The 16,659-nt window shown below is 37.7% G+C and carries 3 protein-coding genes; all 3 read left to right on the top strand.

Annotation, left to right across the window (positions count from 1 at the left end; translation table 11 throughout):
* Positions 1 to 91: 91 nt before the first annotated feature.
* The 3 genes from DFQ10_RS04075 to DFQ10_RS18520 all read left to right on the top strand — a co-directional run bounded on the left by DFQ10_RS04075 (position 92) and on the right by DFQ10_RS18520 (position 16,645).
* Positions 92 to 12,550 carry a T9SS type A sorting domain-containing protein gene (locus DFQ10_RS04075; RefSeq protein ID WP_115816089.1) on the top strand — a complete coding sequence of 4,153 codons (12,459 nt, stop codon included), beginning with the start codon at positions 92 to 94 and terminating at the stop codon, positions 12,548 to 12,550.
* 242 nt (positions 12,551 to 12,792) lie between these two features.
* Positions 12,793 to 16,224, top strand: a complete 3,432-nt coding sequence (locus tag DFQ10_RS04070) for a beta strand repeat-containing protein (protein ID WP_115816088.1) — start codon at positions 12,793 to 12,795, stop codon at positions 16,222 to 16,224.
* Between the two features lie 259 nt (positions 16,225 to 16,483).
* Positions 16,484 to 16,645, top strand: a complete 162-nt coding sequence (locus DFQ10_RS18520) for a hypothetical protein (protein WP_181897570.1) — start codon at positions 16,484 to 16,486, stop codon at positions 16,643 to 16,645.
* Positions 16,646 to 16,659 lie beyond the last annotated feature (14 nt).

Here is a 16,659-nt window from a genome sequence, read left to right as displayed (position 1 = left end):
GATGATGTGTTAATATTTGTAGGTTATTTAGTTTTAACTAATAATCACAAATAACACAAAAGTTGTGCTTTAACTATAATTAATTCTTTCTATGAAAAACTTTTACGCATTTTTAGTGCTCCTTTTAGTAGGACACTTTAGTTTTGGGCAAATCACCGAAAACTTTGATACCGGATTATCTGGGTCATACACTACAGGGAGTCAAACATTAACTAGCGGCACTTGGGAAACCGTTCAAGTTATTACTGAAGCAGTAGGAGACTCTCGTGGTGGAACAGGCTCTGCAGCCAGAATCAATGATGATGAAGCTGGAGCAAGTATAACCACACCTACACTCTCAGGAGCTGGTGTCGTCACATTTTGGTATAGAGAATTGACTTCCGGAGGAGGTACATTTGCATTGCAAACTTCTACTGATGGCACAAATTACACCACACAAACAACACAAGCCTTTTCAGGTACTACGTACACACAATTTACGTACACCTTAAATGATACAAGTTCTAATCTAACCATTAGAATCTTAAACGATAACCAACTTGGTCATCTTATTATAGATGATTTTGATGTTACAGCACCACCAGCTATAACCATAACATCATATCCATACAACCAAGATTTTGAATCTGGAGCAGGAGGATGGACTTCTTCTGGCACTAATAGTAGTTGGGCACTTGGTGCTCCTTCAAATACAGGAATTAGCAATGCTGATTCAGGTACTAATGCATGGGTAACAAATTTAACTGGTAATTATAGTAGTAATGAAAATTCTGCAGTAACAAGCCCTATTTTTGATTTTTCTAGTTTAACTGCACCTGCTATTCAATTAAGTATATATAGAGATTCTGAAAGCGGTTACGATGGTGCTGTTTTACAATCTTCAATAGATGGAGGTACATCATGGCAAAATGTTGGCGCTAATGCTGATCCTAATAATTGGTTTAATAACAGTGGACTTTCAAGTAATCCTGGAGGGCAATCTTCAGGTTGGGCTGGTGATTCTGGAGCTTGGGTTGTTGCAAGCAATAATCTTACAGGCTTAGGAGGTCAAAGCAATGTATTACTTCGTATTGCCTTCGGATCTGACGGAAGTCTCCAATATGAAGGCTTCGCCTTTGATACAATAAGTATAGTTGATGTTACATGTCAAGAAATTTCAGGCTTAACTATAGATAGTTTTACAGATACTGCAGCTACTATTAGTTGGACTGCAGGTGACACTGAAACAGATTGGGAAATTGTAGTACAGGCTGATGGAATTGGCGAACCAACTGGTTCTGGCACAGCAACAACAACAAATCCTCATACAACATCTGTAATATTAACAGAAAGAACTGATTACGAAGTCTATGTAAGAGCAAATTGTGGAGTTACTGATGGTTTTAGCAATTGGGTTGGTCCAGTAACTTTTACTACGGCTCCTTCTTGTCCTGATGTTACAGCAATAACCATTGATAGTTTTACAGATGAAACAGTAACGGTTAGTTGGACAGCAGGTGACTCTGAAACAGATTGGGAAATTGTAGTACAAGCAGATGGAACAGGTGCTCCTACTGGTGCTGGTACAGCAACAACTGCTAATCCACATACTGAATCTGGATTAACAGAATTAACAGATTACGAAGTTTATGTAAGATCAGATTGTGACACTAACGGTTTTGGTATTTGGGTTGGCCCAATAGATTTTACTACAGCTCCATCTTGTCCTGATATTACAGGATTAACACTAGACAGTGCTACAGATACCACAGGAACAATAAGCTGGACTGCTGGTGGAACAGAAACCGCTTGGGAAATTGCAGTACAAGCTGATGGAACAGGTATTCCAGGTGGTGCCGGAACAGTAACAACATCGAATCCGCACACAGAGACTGGTTTAACATCATCTACAGACTATGAAGTATATGTTAGAGCAGATTGTACTACAAATAGTAATGGTTACAGTGGTTGGGTTGGTCCTATAGATTTCAAAACAACTGCAGCACCTATAACAGCTTACCCTTATAATGAAAACTTTGAAGGAGGAGCAGCAGGTTGGTCTATAAATAACACAAATAATGGTTCTTGGCAGCTCGGTACGCCAGCAAATACAATAATTAATACCGCAGATTCTGGTGCAATCGCATGGGTAACTAACTTAACAGGAGATTATAATAGTAATGAAGACTCCTTTGTAATTAGCCCTCCACTTAATTTTTCAACTTTAGCGGCTCCGGTAATTGAACTGAGTGTTTGGTGGAGTTCAGAATTTAGCTGGGATGGTGCTGTATTACAATCATCTATAAATAATGGTAACACATGGCAGAACGTTGGTGCTTTAAATGATCCAGATAATTGGTTTAACGATAGTAGTATTGGTGCAGGTCCAGGTGGACAACAAATTGGTTGGACAGGTACAGGAGCTAATGCATCTGGCGGATGGGTTGTCGCTAAAAATGACTTAACTGGTCTTGGCGGACAGAGCAGTGTATTCTTACGTGTAGCATTTGCTGCTGATGGCTCTACAAATGGTGAAGGTTTTGCTTTTGATTCCGTTAATATATATCAACCATCTTGTCCAGATATTACAGCATTAACAATAGATAGCTTTACAGACACAGACGCAATAATTAGCTGGACTGCTGGTAATACAGAAACAGATTGGGAAATTGTAGTACAGGCTGATGGAACAGGTGTTCCTGCAGGTGCTGGAACAGCAACTACAACTAATCCTTATTCAACATCAGGCTTAACAGCTGAAACAGCTTACGAAGTTTATGTAAGAGCAGATTGTGGTGCTAATGGTATTAGTGCTTGGGTTGGTCCAATAGATTTTACAACACAAGCGGCTTGTCCAGATATTTCTGGTGTAACTATTGATAGCACAACAGATACAACGGCGACAATTAGTTGGACCGTAAACGGAGTAGAAACAGATTGGGAAATTGTTGTACAAGCAGATGGTACAGGTGTACCAACTTTAGCAGGTACTGCTATAACAAATAATCCTCATACTGAAACTGGTTTAAATAGCAATACTGCTTACGAGGTATATGTAAGGGCAGATTGTACTAATGCTAGTGATGGTTTTAGTAATTGGGTAGGTCCTGTAGATTTCACAACTGATTGTGGAATATTTACAGCACCTTACACTGAAAATTTTGAAAATAGTGGAACAGTTCCAGATTGCTGGACATTAGCAGGTGATGATAACTGGGAATTCAGCACTACAGGAAGTGGCGAACATATAGGTAATAATGGTACTTTATCTGGTACAACAGACTCCGGTGGCTACTTTGCTTTTCTAGATGATTCTGATCCAACTGCAACAAATGCAGAATTAATATCACCACTAGTAGACCTAACACCTTTAACTGCACCAATCTTAACCTTTTTTGAAATTAGTAATAATGAAGGTAATGCAAATGCAACCCTTACAGTAGAAGTTTGGGATGGTACAACTTGGAATCTTGTAGGTACTTATAACACAAATACAACTGGTTGGGAAGAAAAAACTATCGATTTAAGCGGTCTTACCTTTACTGGGCCGGCACAAGCAAGGTTTCTAATTGCTGATTCTGGAAGTTTCTATGATGATATAGCAATTGACGATGTATCCTTCTTAGAAACACCAACATGTATAGAACCTACAATATTAGCTATTGATAGTTTTACAGATACTGAGGCTGTTGTGAGTTGGACAGCTGGTGATACAGAAATAGATTGGGAAATTATTGTACAAGCGGATGGTACAGGTGTGCCAACTGGCGCAGGTACTGCAACAACAACTAACCCACATACAGAAACAGGCTTAACAGCTGAAACAGACTACGAAGTTTATGTAAGAGCAAATTGTCTTGGTAATGGATTTAGCACATGGGTTGGACCAATTGATTTCACAACAGCACCTGCTTGTCCTGATGTTACGACTTTAGCTATAGATAGTTTAACAGACACTACGGCTAACATTAGCTGGACAGCCGGTAATACTGAAACAGAATGGGAAATTGTAGTTCAAGCAGACGGAACAGGTGAGCCAACTGGTGCAGGTACCGCAACAACAACTAACCCTCATACGGAAACTGGTTTAACAGCAGAAACTGCTTACGAAGTTTACGTAAGAGCAGATTGCGATACCGATGGCTTTAGTAACTGGGTTGGTCCCGTAACTTTTACAACTCCTTGTAGCCCTATTGTTCCTGAATACATTGCTGATATGTCAGTTAATGTCCCAGATTCATGCTGGGAAGAAGCTGGTAGTGGCGAAGTTGCTGCTGGTCCTGGTGGAATAGGTTCTTCAGATTGGAGACAAGGCACTTCTTATGCTATTGGTTCTAGTAATGCAATAAATCTATACCAATCCATTGATAGAGAATGGTTGTTATCACCAACTTTCGATTTATCTACTGGCGGACCATTTCAGCTAGAAGTTAATGTTGCTGTAACAGATTATGCCAGCTCAACTATAGATGGCACTATGGGTTCTGATGATGAAGTACAACTATTAAGTAGTACCGATGGTGGCACAACATGGGTAAATATTACCACATGGAATGCCGCTAATGAACCTGACGTTACAGGCACAGAATATACAGCCGATTTAACTGCAATTACTGGTAATGTACAATTTGCAATATGGGCTTCAGATGGAGCCACAGATGATTCTGAAGATTATGATTTCCATGTCGGTAAATTCAGAGTTAGAGCTATACCTTCTTGTGATGATATTACAGGCTTAACTATAGATAGTTTCAATGATACTGCAGCTACACTAAGCTGGACAGCAGGTGATGTTGAAACCGATTGGGAAATAATTGTGCAGGCAGATGGTACAGGTGTACCAACTGGTGCTGGTGTAGCAACTACAACTAACCCTCACACAGAATCAGGTTTAACACCATTAACAGCTTACGAAGTTTATGTAAGAGCAGATTGTGGCGCTAACGGCTTTAGTAGTTGGGTAGGTCCTGTTGATTTTACAACAACAGCAACCGTAATTAACTCATTTCCTTATAATGAAGATTTCGAATCAGGCCCTGGAGATTGGACAGCAGATAATACCACTAGTGGAACATGGGAACTTGGGGCACCTGCAAATACTATTATTAATAGTGCAGATTCTGGTGCCAATGCATGGGTTACTAACTTAGATGGTAGTTATAATAGTAATGAAGATTCATACGTAATTAGCCCTCCATTTGATTTCTCAACTTTAGTTGCCCCTGAAATTGAATTTAGTATTTGGTGGAATTCAGAGTTCAGTTATGATGGTATGGCATTAGAATCATCTATAGACAATGGTGCATCATGGCAAGTAGTCGGTGCGTTAGGTGATCCAAACAATTGGTACAACGATGGTACTGTTAGTGGATTAGCAACACCACAAGATGGTTGGTCAGGTACAGGAGCTAATTCATCTGGAGGATGGGTTGTCGCTAAACATGCTTTAACAGGTCTTGAAGGACAAAGCAATGTTATACTGCGCGTTGCCTTTGGTTCAGACGGAAGCGCCCAAGATGAAGGTGTCGCTTTTGATACGGTAACAATATCTCAACCAGCATGTCCAGATATTACAACTTTAGCTATTGATAGTTTTACAGATACAGAAGCAGTAATTAGTTGGACTGCTGGTAATACAGAAACAGATTGGGAAATAGTAGTGCAAGCTGATGGAACAGGTACACCTGGAGCCGCTGGTACAGCAACTACAACTAACCCTCACACGGCATTAAGCTTAACAGAACAAACAGCTTACGAAGTTTATGTAAGAGCAAATTGTTTAGTTGATGGCTTTAGCGAATGGGTAGGCCCAATAGATTTCACTACACTTTGTAGTGATATTGTTCCTGAATACATTGCTGATATGTCAACGAATGTTCCCGACGCTTGTTGGGATGAATCTAATGATGGAGAAATAGCTGCTGGTCCTAGTGGTTCTAGCACTTCGGATTGGACAACAGGTTCATATAGCGTTGGTTCTTCTAATAGAATAAATCTTTTTTCTAATGTAGATAGAGAATGGTTATTATCACCAACGTTCGATTTATCAACAGGTGGACCTTATCAATTAGAAATGAATGTAGCCGTTACTGATTTTGCAGGTACTGCAGATGACACTATGGGTTCTGATGATGAAGTACAACTATTAAGTAGTACAGATGGTGGTACAACATGGGTAAATATCACCACATGGAATGCTGCTAACGAACCAGATTTTACTGGTACAGAATATATCGCAGATTTAACAGCTTATACGGGCAATGTTCAGTTCGCAATTTGGGCTTCTGACGGAACTGTAGATGATACTGAAAATTATAATTTCCATATCGGACAATTTATAGTAAGAACACCTCCTACATGTTTAGATATTTCAGGTTTAACGATTAACAGCTTTACACCTTCTGATGTTACTGTTAGTTGGACTAATGGAGATACAGAAACGGCATGGGAAATTGCAGTACAAGCAGATGGAACAGGAGTTCCTGCAGCAGCTGGTACAGCAACAACAACTAACCCACATACTGAAAGTGGTTTATCTGGAGAGACTGCTTATGAAGTTTATGTAAGAGCAGATTGTGCCGCTAATGGATTTAGTGCCTGGATTGGCCCTGTAGATTTTACAACTCCTTGTGATTATACAATTCCTAATTATTTTGCAGATATGTCTGTAAATGTTCCTGATTCATGTTGGGATGAAGCTACTAATGGAGAAGTTGCTGTAGGACCTACTGGTCTAGGTTCTTCTTCTTGGTCTAGTACAGGTTCTGGTGACGACAATAATTATGGCGCGGGCATTTATAGTAATAGAATTAATATTTATGGTACTACTGCTATAAGAGATTGGTTAATATCACCAGTATTTGATTTGTCTACAGGAGGTCCTTATCAATTAGAACTTAATGTTGCTGTTACCAACTATGATGATGGCGATACAGATGACACCATGGGTACTGATGATGAAGTACAACTATTAAGTAGTACAGATGGCGGTACAACGTGGGTAAACCTTACAACATGGAATATAGGAAACGAACCTGATTTTACAGGTACAGAATATATAGAAGATTTAACAGCAATTACAGGCAATGTACAATTTGCGATCTGGGCTTCAAATGGTACTGCTAGTGGTACAGATTATGATTTCCATGTAGGGCAGTTTATCGTAAGAACTCCTCCTACATGTATAGACATCACAGGTTTAACTATTGATACAACTACAGCTACTGATGTAACCGTTAGTTGGACAGCTGGAGATACAGAAACAGCTTGGGAAATTGTAGTACAAGCAGATGGTACAGGCACACCAACAGGAGCAGGTACAGCAACAACCACTAATCCACATACTGAGACAGGTTTAACAGAGCAAACAGCATACGAAGTTTATGTTAGAGCAGATTGTGATGTTAATGGATTTAGCGAATGGGTAGGTCCAGTAGATTTCACAACAGCACCTGCTTGTCCAGATATTACGGCTTTAACGATAGATAGCTTTACAGCTACTGACGTAACTCTTAGTTGGACAGTTGGAGATACAGAAACAAATTGGGAAATTGTAGTGCAAGCAGACGGAACAGGTATTCCTAGTGGTGCTGGTACAGCAACAACAACTAATCCGCATACAGAGACAGGCTTAACAGAGCAAACAGCTTACGAAGTTTATGTAAGAGCGAATTGTGTAGCTGATGGTTTCAGTGGATGGGTTGGCCCAGTAGATTTTACCACAGGTTGTCTAGCTATTACTGATTTCAATGAGAATTTTGATGCTGTTACAACACCAGATTTACCGAGTTGTTGGTCTAGTATTATTGATAACGGTGCATCGAGTTTTGCCAGCGTAACATCAAGTACAAGTGCAGATAATTCTCTACCGAATGGGATTAGCCTTTACAATTCAGGTTCTGCTGCTACATCAAATATAATGCTTGTCTCACCTAATTTATCAAATTTAAGTGATGGGACACATAGATTACGTTTTTATGCACGTAATACAACTGCTACTCAAGATATTGAAGTAGGTACAGTAACGGACCCTACAGACGGTTCAACGTTCACAGCATTATCTTCAATAGATATTGACGGTACCTTTACAGAATATGAAGTTTCTTTTGCAGCATATGCAGGAACTGATACTTACATTGCAATTAGAAGGTTATCAACATCAACATATACCTATGTATATTTAGATGATATTGTTTGGGAAGCCATTCCATCATGTTTTGAGCCTTCAGATATAACTCTTGATAGTGTTACTCGAGATTCAGCAACATTAAGTTGGACTCCTGGTACAACAGAAACAGACTGGGAAGTTGTAGTTCAAGCAGAAGGAACAGGTATTCCTAGTGGTGCCGGAACAGCAACATCAGCTAATCCATATACAGAAACAGGTTTAACGGCAGCTACTAACTATGAAGCATATATTAGATCTGACTGCGGAGTAACTGACGGGTTAAGTGTATGGGAAGGTCCATTTACATTTACAACTTCAAATCCTTTACCAACCATCACAGTAACATTAGACATTACAGCATGTGGAATAGGAAATGAAGACAGCTACAATGGAGCTTTTGATGCTAGTACATCAAATATCGTTTGGGCACAACTTAATTACACTGGTAGTTGCCCTTCACTTACAGTTGATACTATCACATCTGACTTTGATACAGAAATTGGTATCTACGATACTGATGGTAACTTAGTAGGTACTAACGATGAAGGAGGAACTGGAATAGACCCACAAAGTTTATTTACCGAACTTGGACTTGCTAACGGTACTTATTATATAGCTGCAGGTGCATCAAGCACAACTTTTGGACCTGACTTTGTTGTAACTTCTACAAACACAACTCAAACAGGTACACTTTATATTAACGTAAGTACACAATCTAACGACACTGTTGATTTTTGTAACATACAATCACCAAACAGTGGTATTATTACTGAAGGAGGTACATTCGATGTATATTCTAGAATCTATCAAGCTGGTATAACAGATGGTGGTACACAAGGTGCAAACATTCAATCTTGGATTGGTTATAGCACAACAGATGCCACAACTACAGCAGATTTTGCTACAGGTTGGACTTGGGTACCTGCGACTTATAATACTAGTTATGGTAATGATGATGAATATCAAGCTACGTTTGGATCTACATTAACGCCAGGTGTTTATTATTATGCTAGTCGTTTTTCTTATAACAATGGAGCTTACGCTTATGGAGGTATTAACCCTGGTAGTACAGGTGGAAATTTCTGGAATGGCACAACTGCTGTTTCCGGTCAATTGACGGTAAATTCTGCATCAATACCAACAACAGTTGCTACATTTAATATAGCTGGCTGCGGTGATTCTGATAGTTATAATGGTGCTTACGCATCCGCTACAGACGATGTTGTATGGGTAGAATTGATATATGATGGTAACTGTACAGAAATAACAGTAGATACTGAATCTTCAACTGGTATAGATACACAAATAGGTCTCTATGATGAATTTGGTAACTTCATTAGTATGAATGATGATGGCGGAACTGGTACTTTGAGTTTGTTAACTGAAGCAAGTTTACCTGCTGGAACCTATTACATCGTTGCTGGTGCTTACGAAGTAACTTTTGGCAGCAATTTTGGTGCTTCAACATCTGACACCTCTGATTCAGGGACACTATTCATTAACGCAAGTACACCTAATTTTGTTGACTTCTGTAATTTACAGTCTCCAAGTAGTGGTAGTATAGTTGTAGGAAGTAACTTTGATGTATATGCTCAAATCTATGAACCTGGCGTAACTGAACCAGCAGGACAAGGTGCAAACATCGAAGCATGGATTGGTTATAACACTACTGACGCAACAACTTCTGCAGATTTTGCAAGTGGTTGGACATGGCTACCAGCTACTTATAATACTGACGGTGTCGATGGAAATGCTAATAATGACGAATACCAAGCCGAAATTGGATCTAGCTTAGCCGTTGGAACATATTACTATGTAAGTCGTTTCTCTGTAGATAGTGGAGACTTTGCATATGGTGGTATAAACCCAGGAAGTACTAATGGTAACTTCTGGGATGGTACAAACTTTGTTTCTGGTGTTTTAACAGTAAACCCAATACCAGAGCCAACAAATCATGCATTAGCATTTACTGCTGTAGCAGATTCAGATTCTCAAATCACTTTAACGTGGAATGATAATGATGGTGCTCAACCAGCAGATGGATTTGTTATAGTTGGTAAAACTGGTACAGGCGTATTCACTACAATTGTAGATGGTACCGACCCAGCAAATGATATAGATTGGTCTGATGATGAATTTGAATTTAAACGAGCTTCTGGTTTACAATCATATACCGTAGTAAACTTAAACGCTAGTACACTATACGAATTTGAAATTTATCCATATACCAATGCAGGAACGTTAATCGACTTTAAAACAGACGGAACAATTCCATCTGCAAGTGCAACAACTGGTGCTGACCCTTGTTTAGTAGCAATAAATACTTTCCCATATGATGAAGGATTCGAATCTGGAATACTACCAGCATGTTGGTCTCAAGAAGTTGAAGCTGGAAGTGCTAACTGGACCTACAATAACGGTAGTCAAGGTGGTACAATAATATCTGCTCATACAGGAGCGTTTAATGCTATGTTTTATGACACCTCTAGAACTGGAGTTGTAAAATTAGTGTCACCAAAATTAGATATTACAGGTATCATCTCTCCTACTCTAACGTTCTGGCATGCTCAAGAAGCTTGGGGTTCTGATCAAGATGAATTAAGAGTTTATTATAAGACTTCAGAAGCAGGAGCATGGACTCTAATACCTGGTCAAACATTTACTAGTAGTATAACTACATGGACAGAAGAAACTATCGAGTTACCAAATCCAAGTGCAGAATACTATATCGCATTTGAAGGAACTGGTGACTATGGTCGTGGAGTAATATTAGATGATGTAAAAGTTGAAGAAGTCATTGCGGTTACTTATACTTATACCGGTACTTGGTCACCAAGTGATCCTAATGGTACGGCTACAACAAATGATGATATTATTATTATGTCAGGAGATGCAGTTATTTCAGCTACTACTTCAGCAGACAATGTTACTGTTAATCCTGGAGCAAGTCTTACAATTAATACCGGTGTGACATTGACGGTAGATGGAGATGTTACTTTAGAGTCTGTTTCAAACAGTTACTCTAGTTTAATGTACGATGGTACTATTGTCGGAACCATTAAATACGAGCGTTATGTTAATGCTAATAGTGGAGGTAATGATCTTATTTCACCACCACTTGAAGGTGAAACTTGGGCTAACTTTTTACTCTCTGACACCAATGCAGACGATTTATTAGACAACGGACAAACAAGTCCTACAACTTATGCTTGGGCTCCTTTTGATAAATCTGTTGGTGCATATGTTAATTATACAGATGCAACTGCTGCAACATTAACTAGTGGAACTGGTTATAGAGCAGCTACAGATGCTGGTACTACATTAACCTTTACAGGTACTGTACGAACCACTACCGTTCCAATAAATATTACTGATGAAGGTCCTAATCATCCAGATTGGAATCTTGTTGGTAATCCATATCCTTCCTATATAGATATGTTCCAATTCTTATTCTATGAAGTCGTTCCTTCTTCAGGAGTTTACAATTATCAACTTTTAGAAGATGAATCTGGTATCTATGGTTACGATGGAGATGGTTCAAACGGTTGGGATATTGTTACTTTAGCAAATTCATTTGGAAGAATAATGGCGCCAGGACAAGGTTTCTTAGTTGCAGCAAATGATACACAAGTTGCGACTTACGACCTTACTTTTACTCCTAGCATGAGAGTTATTGGCAACTCAGATGACTTTATTGCTGGTCGTAATGCAGATGTATTAACATACTTTAAGCTGAATACAACTACAACTGCAAATGATTATACTACGCAATTCTATTTTAACGAAGAAGCAACAAGAGATGCGGATCATGGTTATGATGGGAAACTACTAGATAACTTTGCACCTAGTTTTGCATTATATTCTCAATTAGTTGAGGGTAATCCTGATATGCGTTTAGCATTACAAGCACTACACCCTTCAGATATGATGGATGTAGTAATACCATTAGGTGTAAATGCCAATTCTGGTGAACAATTAACATTTACTATATCAGAATCTACATTGCCTAGTACAGTAGAAGTGTATTTAGATGATACGTTGAATAATACATCAACATTATTAACGTCATCTGATTATGTTATAACGCCAAACACGAACATAAGTAGTACTGGTCGTTTCTACTTACGTGTTACAGATAATACATTATCTTTAAATGATGAAGAATTTAATAGTATTAAAATCTATACTAAGAAGTCTCCAAGATCAATATTTATTCAAGGTATTATTAATGAAGGTACTACTGCAACAATCCATGATATTCAAGGACGATTGGTTTATAGTACAGATTTAGAAAGTAATAACTTAGTGAACGAAATAGATGCTTCTGATTTCCAAGATGGTGTTTACGTAGTAACTTTAATAGATGGATCTCAACAAAAATCACAAAAAGTGATTATTAGATAAGTCAAATTTTATTAAAATAAATTTTAAAGCGCATCCTTATAGGATGCGCTTTTGGTATTAATAAATTGGAAGAACATTTTTATTAAACTCAAGAATAGTGACCTAAAAATAAAAATGGTGTCCAATTAACAGTTTATTAATATTTAAAATATTCTATAAATTAAAGTTTTAGTATTTTTGACATCTTTAATTTTATGAATAAATAATTCGAATAGAAAAATTCGAATAGAAAAAATTAACCTATGAAAAATTTTTACACACTTTTATTTACTTTAATGATTACCAGTTTCGGATTTTCTCAAACATTGTCGCCTGGTGATTTAGCTATTATTGGCCTAAGTGTTGATGACGAAGAGGTACTAATTGTTGCACTAGAAGATATCCCTTCAGGTGAATCTGTCTTTTTTACAGATGAGGAATGGGGAGGCACTTCTTTCAATTCAGGCGAAGGATTCTACGAATGGATTACACCAGCCATAACTGCTGGCACTGTATTTACAATAGATACAAGTGGCACAAGTGTAGGAGGAACCGTTAGCCAAAAAGCTGGTAGCTTCGCACTTGGTAATAGTGGTGATGGTTTCTATTTATATCAAACATCTACTAATATCTACAATTCTGGAACTTATACTATACTTGGTTTTGCTGGAGAAGATGGTGGTGATGCTGGCACTTTAACGGGTACTGGATTAACAATAGGAACAAATGCCATATATTATGGTGGAGACAATGGTATCTACATAGGTACTAGAATTGGTCAAGATAAGGCTACTTATTTATCTTTAATATATGACTCAGCCAATTGGGCTACCTCTGGATCATCTCAAACCTTTGATTTAACAAACTTCACATTCACTGGAGCTTGTACACCTCCTACAACTCAAGCAACTGCTTATAACACAACTGCAATAGGCACTGCATCTGCAACTTTAAACTGGACTTCAGGAAATGGAGATGAGGTATTGGTGTTAATTAAAGAGGGATCTGCTGTAGACACCGACCCTTCAAATGGTACAACTTACACAGGTAATACTGTTTTTACTTCAGGTGACCAAATAGGCACTGGGAATTATGTAGTCCAATCTGGATCTGCAACAAGTTCTGTTAATGTAACAGGCTTAAACCCAGCTACCTCTTATTATGTTGCCATATATGAATATAACACTACTGATACATGTTACGAGTTGACAGAGTTAACAGGGATCTTCACAACAGATTGTTCTACTCCAACAGATGTAACGGCTTTTACCGTAATATCAGGAAATACAACTATAGATTTGAGTTGGACTAATGAGGCTTGTTTTGACGAAGTATTGATAGTAGCTAAAGCAACTTCTGCAGTAACAGTAACACCAACAGGAGATGGTTCTGCTTATACTGCCGATGCAAACTTTGGTTCAGGAACAGATTTAGGATCTGGTGAATTTACAGTTTATAAAGGTACTGGTACAACTGTTACCGTAACAGGTTTAACTAACGGTACAACTTATCATTTTACCATTTTTACTAGAAAAAATACTACTTGGAGCACTGGAGTAACAAATAATATTGCACCTAGCACTGCTCCTGTAGCAGGAGATATAGTTATCTCAGAAATTATGTACAACTCTTCAGGAACTGATGATGAATGGATTGAAATCTATAATGCCTCTTTAACTGACATCAACTTAGATAGCGATTGGAGATTAGTTTACGGTGGTAGTACTTATGATTTTACCGGAATCACAATTACATCAGGTAGTTATTTAACCATCGCTTTAGGAAGTAATGGAGATGGCACGTTTAATAATGATAATCCTTTTACACCTGATGTTAGTGTCATTAGTACGCCTGCAACGACGGCTTCAACAGATGACTCCAATAATCTTGTAAATAGTTCAACAACTATAGCAATTATACTTGAGCCAAGTGGTTCTAACGTAACCATTGACACTGTTACCTATGATGACGGATCTCCGTGGCCTACAACACCAGATGGTAATGGTCCATCTTTAGAATTGGTAGATGTTACTAGTGATAACTCTTTAGCTGCCAGTTGGGATGCTTCAGATATCGATGGTGGAACACCTGGAACAGGATATATTTTAACTTATACTTACGCTGGCTCATGGTCACCTAGTAATCCTAATGGCACTGCTACTGCTGCTGATAATATAGTAATCGCATCTGGTACTGCTACAATTGACACAAACACTACTGCTAATTTAGTAACTGTAAACCCTGGTGCTGCCCTTACTGTTGATACTGGCATAATACTTACAATAACTAATGATTTAGTTTTAGAATCTATTTCTACTAGTTACTCAAGTTTAATCTTAGATGGAACTATTGCAGGCACAGTAACATACAATCGTTATGTTAACAGTAACAATTCTGTAAATGGTAACGATTTAATAAGTGCACCTCTATCTGGTCAAGCTTTTAATACTTTTATAGCAAACAACCCTAATATTAGAGCGAACCCTTCTGGACCAGAAGTACTATTTGGTGGTTTTGATAATGACAGTAGTACTAATCCTTTTGAACTTTGGAATGACACTGACACTACTCCATTAACTGCGGGTAAAGGTTATCGTTCTGGTATTACAGAAGGAGAAGCAAGTAATCTTGTAACCTTTGAAGGTACTGTAAGTACTGGATTAGTTCAAACTGTAATTAATCAAGGTACTGTTAGTAAACTAAATTTAATAGGAAACCCTTTTCCTTCATACTTAGATGCTCAACAGTTTTTATCCCATAATGCTAGCCTATTGGATCCTAGTGCTCTTGTAATCTATGGATATAACGATAGTACAGACGGTACATCTGCTGGCGATTACACTATAATAAGTGCTTTATTAAACACTAGTATGAATATTGCACCAGGACAAGGCTTTTTTGTAGCTTCAGGTGCAACAGGTGGAAATATTGAATTTACAACAACTAGCTCAGATATGCGTTTAGCTGCTGGAGGCGATGATTTTATTGCTGGAAGAGATTCTTCAGTAATATCTAACTTAAAATTAAACTTGAGTAACGCTAATGCTAATTTTATTACTGACATTTTCTTTACAGAATTCTCAACTCTCGGTTTAGATCCTGGATATGATGCAAGCTTATTAGGTGGATCGGCACCTTCATTTGCCTTATATTCAGAATTAATTGAAGACAATACAGGAGTTCCATTTGCTGTTCAAGCTCTTGGAAAAACAGATTATTTAGACGTTACAATTCCTTTAGGTGTAAATGCAAACCAAGGTGAGCAAATTACATTTAGCATAAATGAAACCAATTTACCAAGTACAATAGACATTTACTTAGATGATACTGTTGAAAACACATCAACACTATTAAATACAAGTGACTATGTAATGACACCTATTACTAACCTTAGTGGTGTAGGTCGCTTTTACTTACGTTTTTCAGAAAGTACGCTTTCAACATCAAATCATAGTTTAAACAATATATCTATCTATACTAATGCTAATGATAAGACTGCAATAATTGCTGGACAATTATTAGAAAACACTACAGCTTATATTTATGATATACAAGGTAGAGTTGTAAGCACCACAACCCTAAACAGTACAAGCAGTTTACAAAGCTTAGATACGAGCCATTTAACTGCAGGAATTTATGTAATACAATTAACAAACGGAACGCAAAACAAAACACAAAAAGTAATTATACATTAAATTCTTATACCTGATTTCTGAAAATATTGTATATATTGTGATTCATTTTGTTTTTGAATAAAACCAAATTAAAAATTATTACGTAGATATATACAGAAATCTAGTTTTAGTGCAATTAAAGCACTAACTTTAGATGTAAATTAGTAAGAATCAGATTGGTTTATCAAAGAATTTTAACTTTTATTGTAAACCTTTTCGTATTTTACTTTAATAAATAAAATATTTTATTATTTTTGAACACAAATTTAGGGCAAAAGCCATGAAGAAAGACAACAACATAGATAAAATCACTCGTAAGGAAGCCATTCAAAAAATGGGTAAGTATGCTGCATTAACTGCGGTAGGAACATTTGTGATTTTAAATCCACTTAAAGCACAATCGTCATCACCACCAGATCCAGGTGGAGACCCATTCGATTAATTTTCGGTTTTTAT

The sequence above is a fragment of the Winogradskyella eximia genome (assembly GCF_003386165.1).
Classification (GTDB): Bacteria; Bacteroidota; Bacteroidia; order Flavobacteriales; family Flavobacteriaceae; genus Winogradskyella; species Winogradskyella eximia.
Note: the sequence above shows the minus strand (reverse complement) of the source record. Positions and strands in the feature narration are given on the sequence as shown.